Genomic DNA, 16,110 nt, shown 5'->3' with positions numbered 1-16,110 from the left:
ATGGGGAAGATTGTACGGTTTTACGAGATTGGTCCGCCGGATGTGCTGCGGTTGGAAGACGTTGATGCAACTGAACCGGGGCCCGGTGAGGTATTGCTCCGCATAGAGGCATTTGGGCTCAATCGTTCAGAGGTGCAAATGCGGACCGGCGTATACCCTCTGAGAGACGCCACCTTCCCCTCCCGAATTGGAAAAGAGGCAGTTGGCGTAATTGAAGCAGTCGGAAGCGGTGTTCAGGGATTCAATGTCGGCGACCGGGTAACAACCATTCCGTGTTTCGATATGTCGGACTATGGTGTGTATGGTGAATGGGCAATCGTACCGGACTTTAGTTTGGCGGCTGCCCCAAGCGGCCTCAACGAATTACAGGCGACAGCGATTTGGCAGCAGTACCTCACTGCCTATGGGCCTTTGGCACTCTACTCCCAGCTTAGCAGCACCGACACTATCCTCATGACTGCCGCTACATCGAGTGTGGGCGTTGGGGCCATTCAAATGGCGAAAATGTTCGGCTCGACAGTTATTGCAACAAGCAGGGATCGCCAAAAGGCTGAGAAGCTATTGGAATTTGGTGCGGATCATGTCGTTGCCACTGAATCGGAGAACCTGGCATCAAAAGTCATGGAGTTTACTGACAACGAAGGGGCTAACCTGATTTTTGATCCGATTGCAGGTCCTCAGGTCACGCAGCTTGTGGAATGCCTTGCGTATCAGGGGAAGATATTCCTTTACGGCCAACTCGACGATAGACCGACGCCGTTTCCTTTGGTCGAAGTAATGAAGAGAGCCGGTTCTATCCAAGGTTATACGCTTTGGGAGCTGGTGAACGACCCGGAGTTGAAGTCAAGGGCGGTTGCGGACATAACTGAGTGGTTGGAAACAGGGGTTCTGCGCCCAGTGATTGATCGAGTTTTTGACCTTGCAGATGTCGCAGAGGCACATGCGTACATGGAGTCAAACCAACAGATTGGTAAGATCGTCGTCTCCGCATGAAACAACGACGACGGGACTAGCGGCAGATTTCTCGGGGTCGTGGTCCAGTGCCAACGTAAGCTCAGGAATCCTCAGGCGAACGATTCACTCAGTCGCTTACGGGCTCAATCGAAGTGTATGGCGATATCCTTGACGTACGAGTAGTTCCTCAACGCCATCAGACCCTGTTCCCGACCTAAGCCACTGGTCTTCGCGCCCCCGTGAGGTACCTGAACAGGACCCTGAAACCACTTGTTGACCCAGACCATTCCGGCTTCGATACCTTTAGCAAATCTCATCGCCTTGTCGATATCTCTGGTGAATATTCCTGACGTCAATCCGAAAGGCGAATCATTCGAAATTGCAAGGGCCTCTTCCTCTGATTCGAACGATATCGCAGCCAAAATAAGACCGAAGACCTCTTCCTGCGCGATTCGCATGCTGTTTTCGACATTCGCAAACAAGGTGGGGCGATAGTAGTAGCCTTTCTCGAACCCGTCAGCACGTTCTCCGCCCGTGACCAGATCCGCACCTTCGGCTCTCGCGATCTCCGAATACTCGGATACCTGATTGTAGTGTTGCTTGCTGACTAGTGGCCCGATGTCGGGATTGTCCATCCCGTTGCCTATCGTAAGAGCTTCAAGCTTTGATGTAAGGATATCTACGTACTCCTCGTAAATCGGCTTTTCGAGGAGAAGTCGACTCACGGATGTGCAGACCTGGCCTGCATTCGTGTAAGCGCCCCTCATCGTTTCAGCGACGGCGCGTTCGAGGTTCGCGTCAGCAAAGACGACCTGAGGGTTCTTGCCGCCCAACTCCAGCACAACCGGGTTAATGTTGGCTGCGGCTGATGCCATGATCTTGGTGCCGGTGCTCACAGAGCCGGTAAACGTCACGCCGCCGATTCCCGGATGGCCTGCGAGCGTCGAACCAGCTACTGCGCCTGACCCTGTGACTACATTGACAACCCCAGGCGGGAATCCCGCCTCAATGCATAACTTGCCGAGGAATAGAGTGGTTAACGAAGTGTTGGTGGATGGTTTGATGACGACCGTACAACCCGCGGCTATCGCAGTCGGAAGTGAGCGCATAGCATTCGCGAAGGGATAGTTCCAGGGCGTGATATGCGCCGTTACGCCCAGTGGCTCGAAGGTCGAGAAGTTAAATGTTGTATTGTCAACCGGATAGCTGTTGCCTTCATATTTGTCGATAGCTCCAGCGTAATATCTGGCAGTTACTACTGATCGCTGTACATTCAAATAAGACTCGCGAAGCGGTTTACCCATATCAAGGGTCTCCAGTTTCGCAATCTCATCTTTATTCTGTTCAATCAGGTCTGCCAGCCTATTGAGCAGATAGGCCCGTTCGGCCAAACTGGAATTTCGCCAGGTTTTGAACGCGTCTCGCCCCGACTCAACAGCCTTGTCAACGTCTGCGGCTGTCGCGAGAGGCAGTCGCGCAATTTCCTTCTCGTCTGCCGGATTGATCGAACCGAGTGTTTCTCCGTCGGAGCTGTCGCACCACTCGTTATGAACAAGTAACTTGTTAAACATATGCCGGCCCCGCAAGAGAAAAACACCAATAAAATGAATCTGGAGTTTGACTGATTATAGTTTAATCGTTAGGGTTACGGAAACATTAACAATTAATGGATTCGACGAGCATGGACTACGATTCTGGCCCCCTCTTTGGTTCAAAACCAAGCTGGCTGGCATCGTTCGTGATCCGTCGGATCCGTGATCTGGTCAATCTCAGGAGATCACAGGAGGCACCATGGCCAGGATGACAGCAGCACAGGTAGTCGCAACATTCCTGAAACAAGTGGGAACGGAACGCTACTACTTCTACAACGGCCATTCGAATTGGGGGTTGCTTGATGCACTTGAATATTCGGCCGGATTGAAAGGAGTTCGCACAAGACATGAGGCTCAGGCCATTCATGCTGCCGATATGGACTGGCGGTTACGTCGCCAAGGATCCATTCCCGTAACCTGCACCACGGTTGGACCCGGAAACTTCAATACGCTTCCGGGGATTGCGGAAGCGTTTTATGACTCCACGCCTATGTTGTGCCTGATGGGCGCGGGGCCAACCAAATGGCATGGCCGCGGCGGAATTCAGGAAGTCTATCGGTACGGCGACGACGAGTTTGTTCAAATGCTGAAGCCGATCACCAAGCTGGCGGTAATGACAATACGCCCGGATACTGTGCTTGATACTCTCATCAGAGCGTACAAGACTGCGATCAATGGTCGTCCTGGCCCGGTAGTTTTGTATATGCCGCTGGACGTTCAAAACACTGAAGTTGATGTAGAGATCACGGAAGAGCACTCCATGCAAGTCCAGATGCATGGCCCGGCGCCGGCTCCGCAGGCGCTGTCGGAGGCGGTCGAATTAATTTCGAAAGCAGAGCGCCCAGTGATCTATTGCTCGACAGGTGTTCACATTGCTCGCGCATGGCCGGAGCTGAAGGAATTTGCGGAGCTGACTAGTACGCCGGTTGCCACAACGTACGGAGGGAAGGCTGCGCTGCCAGAGGACCATCCGTTGGCATTAGGCGTAAGTAATCGGGCTGGCACGGGGCAGGCGGTTCAGGCAGCAAACAATGCCGACCTGGTGATTGGTATCGGTGTACGGTTTACAGATATGAATACTGCGGGTTGGAGTTTCTTTGATATTCCAAAATCGCAAAAGCTCATCCATATCGATATTGATCCTACAGAAATAGGACGCATCTATCCGGCGGAAGTAGCAATGGTCTCCGACGCCAAGCAGGGGCTGCAAGGCCTCATCGATCAAGTGAAGTCGTCGCAAGATTCGATTCCTGATCGGAGTGCATGGCACGCCCAGATCGATCAGTGGCGCAAGGCATGGGAGCAGGAGGTTGCGCCGATGGTCACAAGCGACAAGGCGCCATTGGAATATGCACGCATCGTCAAAGACGCGTCTGACGTCATCAATGAGTTTGATCCGCTAACTGCTGTTACCAGCGATGCGGGTTTTGTCATGAACTACATGCCGGCGTTTTACGAACTCAGGCATCCGTATTTCGGCCACAACACTCAGCATTTTGGCCAAATGGGTTTCACGCCGCCGGCGCTGATTGCCAGTGGCTTTGCGAGACCCGATCATCCACTGGTGGCGTTTTGTGGTGACCAGGCCTATATCCACCAGATGTCGGCTCTCGCGACCTGCAAGGAGTACGGCATATCCGGTGTGATAATCGTCTTTGATAACTGCTCAATTCAAGCGGAAATCGAAGGAGCGGAAAGACGCTTCGGCAGACGCGTGGGCGATGTGTTCCAGATAGAAGAATCGGGCGAACCATGGAATCCGGATTTGGACAAAATTGGCGAAGCCATGGGAGCAAGAACCTGGCGTGTGAACAAACCGGCAGAATTCAAACCCGCGCTCAAGAAGGCGCTGGAGTCCGGCGATCTATGCCAAATCAACGTTACCTGCGAGCGCGATGTGACTCGCTATGGTGTAGCGGTAGCAGTAAAGGAAGGGACGATTCCGTTCCCCTATGACTGGTCTGACCTGACTCCCATAATGGGCAAGTAGCTATCTTGGAGGCGCTTTTTTCTCCTTGCTCGGTTGCGATTGTTGGCGCGTCTGATGGGGTAACGGCAACGGGCTCACCAAAGCTGGGTGCAGCCGCCATCGGCAATCTAATCAAGCATAAATACAAAGGAAAAATCTATCCGGTCAATCCAGGCTCAAAGTCGATTGCGGGTCTTCGATGCTATTCGACAGTTGAAGAGATAAGGGATGAAGTTGACCTGGCAATGATTCTGCTGCCGGCAGAATCCTGTCTTCAAGCTATGCGGCAATGTGCAAGAGCAGGAATCAAGGCAGCAATAGTATTCTCGTCGGGGTTTAGTGAGACGGGCAATCATCAACTGGAAAGCGAACTCTCGACTACTTGCAGGGATGCGGGTATGAGATTTTGTGGACCAAACACTGCGGGGCTGATTGGTAATACGGACTCGTTCGTAGCGTCGATTTCGATGGTTTGCGCTCTGGATGAATTCAAGCTTGGAGATATCGCGTTTGTCACGCAGAGCGGCGCTTTGGGTGGTTCGATGTTGGGACGCGGTGTTGAAAGCGGAGTCGGATTTAGTCATTGGGTATCCACAGGGAATGAGGCGGATTTGCAACTACACGATTATGTGAACTATCTCATTGACGACGATCGCGTCAATGTGATTGCACTGTTTATCGAAGGCATTCGAAACGCCCAGGGATTTATCGCCGCCTGCAAGAGAGCTGCGGCCGTCGGGAAGCCGATAGTCGCATACAAGACGGGTCTATCGGAGGTATCGGCCAAGGCGACGGCGTCGCATACGGGCGCAATAGCTGGGTCCGACAAAGTATTCAATGCGGTTTGCAAGCAATTCGGAATCATGCGCGTTACCGACGCGGCTGACTTGCTATCCGTTGCAAGAGCCTTCAGCTGGACCGGTGGAAAGTATCCGCGTTCCAATAGAGTAGCCATCATCTCGGCATCAGGTGGGATTTGCGGGGTTGCCGCAGATGACTGCCATCGGTTCAACATTGAGATACCCGAATTGACGGATGAGGCCAAGAAAAAGATCGGGCAATTCGTTCCGGATTTTGCCGCTGTGACCAATCCTATTGATTTGACGGGCCAAATCCGCTCTTCCGCCACGGGCTATCAGGACACGGTCAGGGCGGTTCTGGAGCAAGACTACATCGATGGGGTTCTTTTGTTGGTAACAATGGCAAGCGAACCCCGAGCGACCTTCTACGGCGAGGAAATCAGCAGGATTGCGCGCGAGTCGGAAAAACCAGTGATCGTTGGGTGGTGCGGAGCGACTTCGCTAGCCAGCAAAGGATATCCAATGCTATTGGAAAATGAAGTTCCCACATTTCTGTCGGCACGCGAGGCGGTGCAGGCGTTCGCCCACTTGTATGACTATGGCCAATTCCGACAGCGATTTCTGCCTTAGCGCGCTACCGTGAACAGGTGCGAGATCATTCAGTCCGCCGTCAATGGCGGTTTGAGAGTTCTTTCCGAGTATGACTCAAAGAAAGTGCTTGCTCGCGTCGGCATTTCAACAACAAACGAGTTCTTGGTCGATTGCGTGGATACGGCGATTCAGCGCGCCAATGAGATTGGGTTCCCGGTTGTGATGAAGGGAGTCGGAGAAGAATTTGCACATAAGAGTGAACTTGGGCTAGTTCGTCCTGGCGTTGTGAGCCAGGAAGATGTGGCTTCGAATTTCGAACAGTTGAAGCTCGCAATGCAAGGCAAGGGCCGCGTTCTCATCCAGCAGATGGTAATGGGCAAGCGCGAGTTTCTGGCAGGAGCTTTGCGCGACGAGCAGTTCGGACCGGTGATTACTTTTGGGTTGGGTGGAATATTCGCGGAGGTTTTCGACGATGTCTCATTGAGGTTGGCGCCGTTGAATGCGGCGGACGCTCAAGAAATGATCAACGAAATTCAGAGCAATGCACTACTCGGCGAAATTAGAGGCATGGAAAAAGTTGACACTGATAGTCTCGCCAATGATCTCTGTGCGTTAAGCCGGTTGTGCATCGAAAACCCGGATATCGCCGAAATCGACATAAATCCCCTGGTCGTTGAAGGCACCAAAGCGATCGCGGTGGATGCGCTCATTGTATTGGGCGACGAAGCGCCTTCCAAATAACGAGAGCCCAACTGCTTCGCCTGCGAAGCTTGGAGCGGGAAGGTCCTCCAAGCCTGTGAAATCGATACGCTTGCGTAATTATTGATATATGTTAATCTACCTTTATCACATTGACACTAGGGAGTCAAGAGACGTGGAGAGTACCTTCCAGGAAAAACTAACTGGGCTGGCCATAGGTTGCTTTCTTTTTGCAAGCGCCTTGCTGTCATTTGGCACAGGTTATGCGCAGAGTGAACTCCGAATTGAGGAGATCTTGGTTACTGCTCAAAAGAGAGAAGAAAACATCCAAGATGTGCCGGCAGCCGTGAGCGTTATGTCGGAGATTCAGATTGATCGACAAAGAATAACCGGCGTCGAGGATCTTGTGCTGCGAGTCCCTACCTTCAATATGAACGCTGCGTCAAGTACCCAGGCTACTCCTGGTCTTCGTGGAGCGACATCTAATAACACCTCGCCAGGCGGCGACCAGTCAGTAGGTTTATTTGTGGACGAAGTCTACTATGGCGGTTCGTCAGACTGGAATCCGGATCTCTTTGATGTAGTCAGTATTGAGGTTTTGCGTGGCCCGCAGGGAACTCTTTTTGGCCGCAATGTGGTAGGCGGCGCACTTAACATCATCACTCGAAATCCGGCGGACGAGTTTCTCGGCAAGATTAACGTCGGAATCGGCGGCTTTAATCTGTTCGAGATGAGTGGTTTGGTAAGTGGTCCAATCGGTGGCAATTGGTACGCGCAGATTGCGGCTAGTTCTAAAAGCCGAGGCGGTTTGACTGCCAACACGTACACGAGCGGCGCTGGAAATGCGCGCGAGGTGAGTGAGACAGATACTCTTGATCGGCAGAATATTCGCGCGAAATTACGTTATCAGGGCGATAATTTGGAGTGGGTAGGAACTGTGGCGTATAGCAGGGACTCATCAAGTGCTCCAGGCAGAGACTTTGTTGGTCCCGCTGCTCCGAACTTGGACTCACAATTTCAAGCTACAAATCAGTTTCCGGACAATTCTCCGAATACCACGGCCTCCGCGCACATCAACTACATTGATGCGGATTACACAACTTTCGTATCAAAGCTGACTTGGAACACCGACATCGGTGATGTAGTGGCTGTTACTTCCTATCGAGACGTCAAGAACAATGAGTCCGGAGCGGACATTATTGGGACGCCTGTTCTGCAGAACCTCTATGTCCCAAGCGAAGAATCTGTGGAACAGTTTACGCAAGAGATTCGTATATCCGGGACTGCAGCCGATAGATTTGAGTATACGGCGGGGCTCTACTATATGAAGCAAGACGCCTTTAATTTGCAAACCTTCTATTTGAACTTCCCCGGCGGAAGCCGATTGGGGGGGTTTGTTAATGCACCCTGGGGCGAGGATTTCTTGACGGCATCCGCACAGAACATGCAGATCGACACAACGAGTTCGGCTGCATTTTTTGAGGGGAGTTATAGTCTGACCGACTCACTTAGCGTTACCTTCGGGGTTCGTTATACCAAGGATGAGAAGGACGGCTGGGCGGCTGTCACAGCTGTTGATGGCTACAACGACAACTTCATTATTCCCGTCTATTCGCCTACGGAACTGGGCGACGACTGGTCAAAAACAACGCCAAGATTAATTCTTGACTGGTCAGCCAGCGAAGATGTTCTGCTCTACGCTTCCTATTCCGAAGGATTCAAGAGCGGCGCATTTGATCACGCCGCCGGACCGGAAGATACATCGATTGCCCTGCAACCCGAAACCGCGGAAAGTACAGAATTTGGCGCCAAGACTCAGTTTCTTGAAGATCGGCTGCAATTGAACGTGGCTGCGTTTCAGGTTGACTATACTGGCGCACAAAACGGTTTCTTTGATCCAGAATTGAATCAGGATGTGCTGATTAACCTGGGTGATCTTGAGGTTCAGGGTGTCGAGTTGGACTTTACCTTGCTGGCATCCGAGGAGTTAACAGTAGGAGGCAATTTAGCCTGGGCTGACAGTGAAGTCGCCGAGGATGATCCCGAATTTCCCGGGAACAAGGCGGCGCTGACACCGGAGTTTGCTGGCAATATCTGGCTGACCTACGATGTCGATCTAGGAAATGGCAATGCGCTAACGTTTGCGGCCGACTACACGTACAAAGACGATTTCTTTACTGAGATCTCTAACGCTGAAAACTTCCGCACGAAAGTAGACGGGCTGATCAACGCGAGTATTGAGTATCGGCCTTCCGATTCTTCAACCATACGACTCTGGGGCAAGAATCTCACTGATGAGCGCTACCACCTTTACAGTAATGACTTGGCTGTTTTCCTCTACCCTACTGGATACCCTGGTGCAGCAGAAGCGAAAATGCCTCGTTGGAATGAGCGCAGAACTTGGGGCTTGAGCTATTCCTACGAGTTTTAGCTTCACCTTAGAAGTCCCGACACAGGTCTCTATGCTCTGACGCGAAAGGTAAGCCAGTAAACCTGGGAAATCACTATGAAGTTTTTTGCCTTTTCGGTTCCTTCCGATGGCGCGACAGACGCAAATCGGCGTCGGCGGAAGACTCCGGATGTCTATCGCGCGTGGAAACTGTATCAACGGGGTGTTCTCCGGGAAATGTATTGGAGGAAAGACAACCAAGAGGGTCTTATTCTGGTTTTGGAATGCGATTCAACGGATAAGGCCACGGCGGCTCTCAACTCCATGCAAAGGGAAGGTGACGACAAGTTGGATTTCGAAATTATTCCCGTCGGCCCCTACGACCACTGGGACAGGCTGTTCAAGGAAGAGTTCGCATAACACTCGAAGGTGACCATGAAGTTCATTGTTATTTCTTATCGACCACCGGGTACCACCGACGCGAAGAAAGAGCCACAAAAGGTTCCCGAGGCTTATCGGGCGTGGGAACTCTACCGGGATGGCATCATGCGGGAAACCTATTGGCGGCAGGACGGAAAAACTGGTGTGGTCAATGTCATGGAAGGTGACTCCATCGAAGAGGTCAGAGATGTATTGAACTCTCTGCCAATGGTTATAGGCGGTACATTGGATTTCGAGATTATTCCAGTTGAAGTGTGCAATATGTTCGAAGAACTGTTTAGGGAAGAGTTCGTCTAGGCGCACAGCGGGATTGTTTTTTCGGACAAATTGTCGTCGTTGCTTAGCATGTCTTTGACAGCGGCAGCCAAGCGCTCGTTCTTCATGCCGCAACACCTCCGGCGGAAGTAACGACAAAGAATAATCAGCGAACTAGGAGTTCAGGGTATGGCAAATCTGGACGGGCAGACGGTAGTGGTGGTTGGCGGCAGCAGTGGAATTGGCCTTGGCGTTGCGAAAACAGCGAGTCAGCGCGGTGCACATGTTGTTATTGCCGGCCGCACCAAGTCGCGGCTGGAAAAGGCAAAACAAGAAATCGGCTCGAAAGTCGATAGCTACGTGTTCGACGTGACGGACAGTCGGTCGCATGAAGCGTTTTTCTCTGCTGTGGGCAGCTTTGACCATCTTGTATTCACGTCCCATGGCTCACCGTCTGAAGTTCTTCCCGGAATTTACAGAGACATAGTCGATTTGGACATTGACGCCTGCAGGGAGTTTATGGAGGCGAAGTTCTGGGGACCAATGCTTGCCTCCAGGGTAGCCCTCGGGCATATCTCGCCAAGAGGATCGATCGCATTCACATCCGGGTGCGCCAGCCGGGTTTGGCTCGAAAAACATGGAATCATGGCTGCGGTGAATTGCGCTATTGAGGGGTTCGTGAAAAAAGCTGCTCACGAATTTGGTCCTGTGCGAGTGAACGCAATAGTGCCCAGCCTTACCAAGACGCCGACGTTCGATGAACTCGACGAGGAAGAGAAGCAGGCGTATTACAAGTATTTCGGGGATCGCCTGCCTGTAGGTGAAGTTGCTTCGTGCGAGGACGTTGCTGAGGCTTACATTTTTGCAATGACCGCAAAAATGGTCACGGGCTCCTGGATTGACGTTGATGGCGGAAATAACGTCTGGTGAGCAAGCGAGTGCCTTGGTCATTCAGGGGCAGTCGAGCCTGGGTCAAAGGCGTTATCACCCCATTGGGCGTGTAATTTGAGGATTCAAGAAAATGCTGGTTGATAAGAAGGTGCTTGTCGTTGGTGGCAGCTCGGGAATCGGTCTGGCCGTGGCGAGAGCAGCATCGGCACAGGGCGCAAGCGTCACAATTGCGAGCAGAAGCCAGGATAAATTGCGAGCGGCGGCGGAGTCCATTGACGGCGCCGTTGATACGATGGTTGTTGACGCAACAGATCCGAAATCAGTGCAGGAAATGTTTGGTGCGCTCGGGACGATAGATCACCTTGCTGTGACGACTCATGATTCGGGTAAAGCTCTGAGTCGTACCATGTTGCCTTTGGCGGATATCGATCTGGAACAAGCCGAGATCTACTTTCGATCACGATTCTGGGCAAAGGTAATTTGTACGAAGTACGCGATCCCCCATTTGTCGGAGACGGGATCGATTGTGCTCACGTCCGGTCCAGTAGCGCGAGGATATACAGAACACCATTGCATACACGCCGGAAACAATGCCGCTGTGGAAGCTTTTGCTCGTAAAGTGGCTCCGGAAATTGGCCCGAAACGCATTAACGTTGTATCTCCTGGCCTCACGATGAATACCGAAACGTTTGCCAATGTAGATGAAGAATCGCTAGATCACATCCGCGAGTATTTTGCGAGCAATTTGCCTGTCGGGTTCGTGGCCGTTCCGGACGATGTCGCGCCCGCTTACATTTTCTGCATGACAACCCGCTATATGTCTGGTGTATATATCGAAGCTGACGGTGGATTCAATGCCTGGAATCCACAATCAATGACAACAGGATCATTTTCAGCTAGCTGATCGAACTTCGCAGACGCATCTGCGGTTTTGCACAAGAGATGGCTCTGCGAAATTACTCGCAGGTGAAGGACATGGCGACTCTTGCCCGCTGAACTGCTCTTCTACGCTCCCAGGTCGAGCCAGATGCTCTTGGTTTGCGTGTAGCTTTCGAGCGCCTCAAAGCCCTGTTCTCGGCCATGCCCGGATTCCTTATAGCCGCCAAACGGCACCGACGGGTCATAGCGATGCCAGCAGTTCAACCATAGCGTCCCGGCCTTGATCTTTTCCGCGGCTCGAATCGCCTTTCCGGCATCACTCGTTTGCACGCCGGCCGCCAATCCGTAGGGCGTGTCGTTCGCAATACGAATGGCATCATCAAAGTCATCGAAGGGTATTGCAGTCAGCACCGGACCGAAAATCTCTTCCCGCGCGATGACTACATCGTTGGAAGGAGCATTGAAAATCGTCGGCTGAATGTAATATCCGACACCGTTCACGGTCATGGAGTCGCCTCCTGTAAGGGCATCTCCGCACTCCTTTCTCCCGATGTCCAGATACTCCAGGACTCCATCGAATTCCTTCTTTCCGGCCATCGGACCGTAGTCGCTCGACAACTCAAGGGGGTCGCCTACACGAATACTCTCGGCCAGGGCCACCAGCTTGTCCAGAAACTCGTCGTATACGGATTGTTCGACAATCACGCGCGAGCAGGCAACGCACACTTCACCCTTGTTCCAGAATATTCCCAGGTAGGTGTTGAAGGCCGCCTGATCAAGGTTTGCATCGGCAAATACGATGTTGGGCGATTTGCCGCCCAGTTCGGCGGTCACGTGCTTAAGGGTATCCGCACCGTCCCTGATGATTTGCTTTCCGGTCGGCGTAGATCCCGTAACGGCAATCTTGTCCACTCCCGGATGCTTCGACAACGCACTCCCCACCGTGCCTCCCGGACCTGTGAGCACGTTATAGACGCCCGGCGGTACGCCGGCTTCCTGCATGATTTCCGCAAGGGTAATCGCGGTCAGCGGCGTCGTGGTTGCAGGCTTGTGGATGACGCAATTGCCCGCCGCCATGGCAGGAGCGATCTTGCTTATGCTCAGAATCAAGGGAAAGTTGAACGGAGTAATCGCGGCCACCACACCAAGCGGTTCACGCCTTGTGTATGCGAGGCTGGCCTGGTGTCCTTCGGTGGGCTTTACCGATCCCTCCAACTGTGTTGCGTAACCCGCGTAGTAGCGCATGTAGCGCGCGCAATGAGGCACATCGATGCCCATGGCGTCCTTGTAGAGCTTGCCCATGTCCATGCTCTCACGTACGGCAAGCTCCATCGCCCGTTCTTCCATCAGGTCGGCGACACGATTCATGATTCGAGCACGTTGAGAGCCCGGCATCGTTGGCCATGGCCCTTCGTCGAATGCCCGTCTGGCGGCGGCGACTGCGGAATCGACGTCCTCCACCGTCGCTTTTGCCATGGTCGCTATCGTGGCTTCCGTCGCTGGATTGATTGTTTCGAAGCGATCTCTGCCTGTGGCTTCCCGCCATTCTCCGTTCACAAACAACTGGCCGTCAGCAACCGAGACCGGCTGCGGCGGAGGGACTTTGAGAGGCAACACGAGTATCTCCTTTCTAGTTGACCGGTTTACTGAAACTCAGGCGACGGCCTTTCCGTCCGGACCATGGAGACGACAACCGAGCTGCATCAGCATTCCCACAAAGTCCTCCGTCATCCATTCCTCCTGGATCTGGCCGTCGCCCACGCGAAAGAAGTTGGTAGCCGAATATTCCGCCTGTTTGCCGATTGCATCAAGACCGAGAAACGGCTTTCGCTGCGTTACCCTGACGGTCAATCGGGCAGCGGCAAGTTCGCCTTCTTCCATGACCTCGTCAACACATACATCGACATTGAACGTCTCCAGAAAAGCGCCGAGCACCTCCAAAAAGGCCTCGATACCCTCGGTTCTCGCCGGCACAACCGGAGAGCCGGGAGGGCCGTGGAGTACAAATGAATGCGAGAACAGTTCAGGAACGCGCGAGAGGTCATCAGCGGCAATAACGTCCTGATAGAAGGCGTGGATAAGCCGTTCCGCGGTCATCCCGACTTCCTGATCGGCTCAAGTGGAGATCCATTCGGAAGCCGCAATTCAAACCCGAACTGCAGCGCCATCCCGAGGAAGTCCGCGTGTATCCATTCCTCAACGATCTTGCCGTCCCTGATGATGAACATGGCAGCGGCCGTGAATTCCGCATCTCGACCCGTAGGCTCGCAGCCGAGCAACTCACCGGTGTGCCTGGCAGTCACGTGGAGCCGGGCCGCGACGCGATCATCACCCACTCGAACGGTTTGGACTACTTCAGCACGCGGGTCCACGGCTCGGAAATAAACCTGCAAGGCTTTTTCCAGATTCTCGATGCCTTCGAAGTAGTCGGGAAAAAACGGAGAATTCTTGCAGCCGTGCCACTTCAGATCATCCACCCAGAGCTTCGACGCTGCACTTGCATCCTTGCGGTTTTCAACCTGATCGTAGAACCGCCGCACGATTTGCACATTGGGGTGATCCATCAAGGCAATCCTTCCGTACCTAAGCTAGAAGCTTGTCACGACAGTGAAGCCCGCGCCGTGGGCCTTGCGCTCCAGCGCGAGATAGCGACTTGCACCGACCTGCATTCAAGAGAAGGCCAGCAGCAATACCGGCCAGTCCGTTTATTCCTGACACTGGATATATCTCGGCATCGTTCTTAGAATCGAATCGAACATACTATACATGATATTGTTAATGTATCTGTTTCCTTTACCCTTGGGCGCCTGGCGCCAATTGCTGATTGAATAATTTCTTTACGAGGATATGCCGATGGGGCTGACGCCGGAAATTCAGGAACAACTGGACTTGCTTCGGGACTCGGCGCGACAACTTACCGACAGCAAGTTTCGGGAAAAGGCCGCACATTGGGACAGGCACGCGATTCCACCAATCGAAAACCTGAAGATATTGGGAGAAAACGGCCTTGCCGGCATCACCATAGACGAAAAATACGGGGGCAGCGGCGCCACGATTCTGCATGCGGTCGTTGCCGTTGAAGAGATAGCCCGGGCGTGTACACCGACAGCGGCGTTTATCCTGTCCAATTGCACCGCGGCCGAAATCCTGCAGAAATTCGGAACGGAGAGTCACAAGGAGAAATACCTTTCGGGCCTGGCGCGCGGAGACACCCTTAGCTGTTGGGCCATGACCGAACCGGACGCCGGATCCGCAGCGTCCGAGATGCGCACCAGGGCAGTGGAAACCAGGGACGAGTTTGAGATTACAGGCACCAAGTGCTTCATAACGAGAGCGCAAGTCGCGGACTTCTTCATCGTCTTTGCCAGAGTCGGCGACGTTCAGGGCTCGGCGGGTATTGGCGCCTTCTTGATTGATCGAGGCGCTCCCGGCCTGGCAATTGGCGCAGCCGATGAGCACATGGGTCTCAGGGGTGGCGGTTCAGCAGAAGTCATCCTGGATGGTTGTCTGGTCAAGAAGGAAAAAATGCTCATTGCCCCGGGGTCTTTCTCCAGGATCATGCATGGCTTGAACCACACCCGAGTGCTTAATCCCGCTCTTTGCCTGGGTAACGCCACCGAGGCTTATGAACTTTCCGTGCGGTATATGACAGAGAGAAGAGCATTCGGTCGAGAACTCATGAAGTTTCAGGGATTGCAATGGACGCTTGCCGATATGGCGACAGATCTGGAAGCCATGCGCGTCCTGATATACCAGGCTGCGGAACTGTTGGCACAGGACGATCCCGAAGCCCCGCACAAGGCCGCAATTGCGAAGTTGTTTGCAGGGGAAACAGCGTTCAAGATCTGCGACAGGGCGATGCAGATTCACGGCGGATATGGTTACTCGCGAGAATTTCCCCTTGAACGCCTACTGCGTGACGTGCGCGCATTCCAGCTCGGCGGAGGCACCAATGAAATCCTGCGATCGCGGATTGCTTCCAACATTTTCAGAAATGCCTGAGACGGAAAACTAACGGCGATGACTCAACCGCTCATTGTCAAAGGAAGGGACGCGCCGCTCCACGAGCTGCACGGAGACGGCAAGATCAGAAGGCTCATATACCCGGCCACGGTTGGCTCGAAGAAATTGTTTATTGGCGTTGCGGAAGTTGAACCCGGAGAAGCGCCTCATGTATTTCACAAGCATGAGAAGGAAAAGGTCGGGAACCTGGAGTTGGAGTATGACTCCGAATTCGAGGAGTTCTACTATGTGGTTGCAGGCAGTGGTTCCATGCAATGGAAGACCGATGATGGCACCCTCCATGAACGCGCTGTCGATGCAGGCGATGCAATCTACATGCCGCCTGGCGTCTATGCACACAGAATATTCAATTCCGGAGTCGCGCGCCTGACCGTGCTTTACGGCGGTACTCCGCCGGCGAGCATTACGAAGATCGACTAGGTCTCTGGTCGAGCGCAGGCTGTGCTTCACGGCAATATCCCGGCGGCGGAGCAGGTACATCGGAAACCCGAGTTCGACGGAACAAATTGACATAAAGTTATGGTCCAAATAACATAACTTCAAGGCGAGGCTGTGTTGGGTGATGTCGAAAATCCTGGTCGAGTCGCAACCAGCGCATCGCAAGGCGAAATGACCAAGTGCAAGACC

The 16,110-nt window shown here is 53.2% G+C and carries 15 protein-coding genes; 11 read left to right on the top strand and 4 right to left on the bottom strand.

Annotated features, from left to right (window positions below; genetic code table 11):
* Entirely contained in the window at positions 1-993 is a 993-nt protein-coding gene (locus ACWCOO_RS10180; RefSeq protein WP_446830861.1) for a zinc-dependent alcohol dehydrogenase family protein, read from the top strand.
* Between the two features lie 104 nt (positions 994-1,097).
* Here the strand turns inward: ACWCOO_RS10180 and ACWCOO_RS10175 are convergent, their stop codons facing one another.
* Positions 1,098-2,525: an aldehyde dehydrogenase family protein gene (locus ACWCOO_RS10175; protein ID WP_446830860.1), complete on the bottom strand. Its 1,428-nt coding sequence runs from the start codon at positions 2,523-2,525 to the stop codon at positions 1,098-1,100.
* Between the two features lie 229 nt (positions 2,526-2,754).
* Between ACWCOO_RS10175 and ACWCOO_RS10170 the strand changes: the two genes are divergently transcribed.
* The 8 genes from ACWCOO_RS10170 to ACWCOO_RS10135 all read left to right on the top strand — a co-directional run bounded on the left by ACWCOO_RS10170 (position 2,755) and on the right by ACWCOO_RS10135 (position 11,485).
* A complete protein-coding gene (locus ACWCOO_RS10170) occupies positions 2,755-4,536 on the top strand; it encodes a thiamine pyrophosphate-binding protein (protein ID WP_446830859.1) in 1,782 nt (593 codons plus the stop codon).
* A 5-nt stretch (positions 4,537-4,541) separates the two neighbouring features.
* Positions 4,542-5,945, top strand: coding sequence for an acetate--CoA ligase family protein (locus ACWCOO_RS10165; protein ID WP_446830858.1), 1,404 nt, complete (start codon positions 4,542-4,544; stop codon positions 5,943-5,945).
* Positions 5,946-5,954: 9 nt separating this feature from the next.
* Positions 5,955-6,647 (top strand): acetate--CoA ligase family protein, encoded by a 693-nt coding sequence (locus ACWCOO_RS10160; protein WP_446830857.1) that lies wholly within the window; start codon positions 5,955-5,957, stop codon positions 6,645-6,647.
* 133 nt (positions 6,648-6,780) lie between these two features.
* Positions 6,781-9,036: a TonB-dependent receptor gene (locus tag ACWCOO_RS10155; protein ID WP_446830856.1), complete on the top strand. Its 2,256-nt coding sequence runs from the start codon at positions 6,781-6,783 to the stop codon at positions 9,034-9,036.
* Between the two features lie 75 nt (positions 9,037-9,111).
* Complete coding sequence (locus tag ACWCOO_RS10150) at positions 9,112-9,414, top strand: hypothetical protein (protein ID WP_446830855.1); 303 nt, start codon at positions 9,112-9,114, stop codon at positions 9,412-9,414.
* 15 nt (positions 9,415-9,429) lie between these two features.
* The gene (locus tag ACWCOO_RS10145) at positions 9,430-9,732 is read left to right on the top strand and encodes a superoxide dismutase (RefSeq protein WP_446830854.1); all 303 of its coding nucleotides are present in this window, start codon (positions 9,430-9,432) and stop codon (positions 9,730-9,732) included.
* Positions 9,733-9,879: 147 nt separating this feature from the next.
* On the top strand, positions 9,880-10,620 hold the full coding sequence (locus tag ACWCOO_RS10140) for an SDR family oxidoreductase (RefSeq protein WP_446830853.1): 741 nt from the start codon (positions 9,880-9,882) through the stop codon (positions 10,618-10,620).
* Between the two features lie 91 nt (positions 10,621-10,711).
* The gene (locus ACWCOO_RS10135; RefSeq protein ID WP_446830852.1) at positions 10,712-11,485 is read left to right on the top strand and encodes an SDR family oxidoreductase; all 774 of its coding nucleotides are present in this window, start codon (positions 10,712-10,714) and stop codon (positions 11,483-11,485) included.
* 101 nt (positions 11,486-11,586) lie between these two features.
* Here ACWCOO_RS10135 and ACWCOO_RS10130 read toward each other — a convergent pair whose 3' ends face one another.
* The 3 genes from ACWCOO_RS10130 to ACWCOO_RS10120 all read right to left on the bottom strand — a co-directional run bounded on the left by ACWCOO_RS10130 (position 11,587) and on the right by ACWCOO_RS10120 (position 14,024).
* Complete coding sequence (locus ACWCOO_RS10130) at positions 11,587-13,017, bottom strand: aldehyde dehydrogenase family protein (RefSeq protein WP_446832047.1); 1,431 nt, start codon at positions 13,015-13,017, stop codon at positions 11,587-11,589.
* A gap of 96 nt (positions 13,018-13,113) precedes the next feature.
* The gene (locus tag ACWCOO_RS10125; RefSeq protein ID WP_446830851.1) at positions 13,114-13,557 is read right to left on the bottom strand and encodes an ester cyclase; all 444 of its coding nucleotides are present in this window, start codon (positions 13,555-13,557) and stop codon (positions 13,114-13,116) included.
* The gene (locus tag ACWCOO_RS10120; RefSeq protein WP_446830850.1) at positions 13,554-14,024 is read right to left on the bottom strand and encodes an ester cyclase; all 471 of its coding nucleotides are present in this window, start codon (positions 14,022-14,024) and stop codon (positions 13,554-13,556) included. The genes ACWCOO_RS10125 and ACWCOO_RS10120 overlap by 4 nt, the downstream gene beginning before the upstream one ends.
* A 283-nt stretch (positions 14,025-14,307) precedes the next feature.
* On the opposite strand from ACWCOO_RS10120, the gene ACWCOO_RS10115 reads away from it, so the two are divergent.
* On the top strand, positions 14,308-15,462 hold the full coding sequence (locus ACWCOO_RS10115; protein WP_446830849.1) for an acyl-CoA dehydrogenase family protein: 1,155 nt from the start codon (positions 14,308-14,310) through the stop codon (positions 15,460-15,462).
* Positions 15,463-15,480: 18 nt separating this feature from the next.
* The gene (locus tag ACWCOO_RS10110; RefSeq protein ID WP_446830848.1) at positions 15,481-15,903 is read left to right on the top strand and encodes a hypothetical protein; all 423 of its coding nucleotides are present in this window, start codon (positions 15,481-15,483) and stop codon (positions 15,901-15,903) included.
* Positions 15,904-16,110: the final 207 nt, after the last annotated feature.

Origin of the sequence: Candidatus Foliamicus sp. (genome assembly GCF_965221325.1) — a bacterium.
In the GTDB taxonomy this organism is placed as follows: Bacteria; Pseudomonadota; Gammaproteobacteria; order Steroidobacterales; family Foliamicaceae; genus Foliamicus.
Note: the sequence above shows the minus strand (reverse complement) of the source record. Positions and strands in the feature narration are given on the sequence as shown.

Bases quoted from the DNA above. Each gene is read 5' to 3' on its own strand.
- ACWCOO_RS10145 (WP_446830854.1), top strand. From the start codon at position 9,430: ATGAAGTTCATTGTTATTTCTTATCGACCACCGGGTACCACCGACGCG.
- ACWCOO_RS10120 (WP_446830850.1), bottom strand. From the start codon at position 14,024: ATGGATCACCCCAATGTGCAAATCGTGCGGCGGTTCTACGATCAGGTT.
- ACWCOO_RS10140 (WP_446830853.1), top strand. From the start codon at position 9,880: ATGGCAAATCTGGACGGGCAGACGGTAGTGGTGGTTGGCGGCAGCAGT.
- ACWCOO_RS10180 (WP_446830861.1), top strand. From the start codon at position 1: ATGGGGAAGATTGTACGGTTTTACGAGATTGGTCCGCCGGATGTGCTG.
- ACWCOO_RS10175 (WP_446830860.1), bottom strand. From the start codon at position 2,525: ATGTTTAACAAGTTACTTGTTCATAACGAGTGGTGCGACAGCTCCGAC.
- ACWCOO_RS10115 (WP_446830849.1), top strand. From the start codon at position 14,308: ATGCCGATGGGGCTGACGCCGGAAATTCAGGAACAACTGGACTTGCTT.
- ACWCOO_RS10135 (WP_446830852.1), top strand. From the start codon at position 10,712: ATGCTGGTTGATAAGAAGGTGCTTGTCGTTGGTGGCAGCTCGGGAATC.
- ACWCOO_RS10170 (WP_446830859.1), top strand. From the start codon at position 2,755: ATGACAGCAGCACAGGTAGTCGCAACATTCCTGAAACAAGTGGGAACG.
- ACWCOO_RS10125 (WP_446830851.1), bottom strand. From the start codon at position 13,557: ATGACCGCGGAACGGCTTATCCACGCCTTCTATCAGGACGTTATTGCC.
- ACWCOO_RS10110 (WP_446830848.1), top strand. From the start codon at position 15,481: ATGACTCAACCGCTCATTGTCAAAGGAAGGGACGCGCCGCTCCACGAG.
- ACWCOO_RS10150 (WP_446830855.1), top strand. From the start codon at position 9,112: ATGAAGTTTTTTGCCTTTTCGGTTCCTTCCGATGGCGCGACAGACGCA.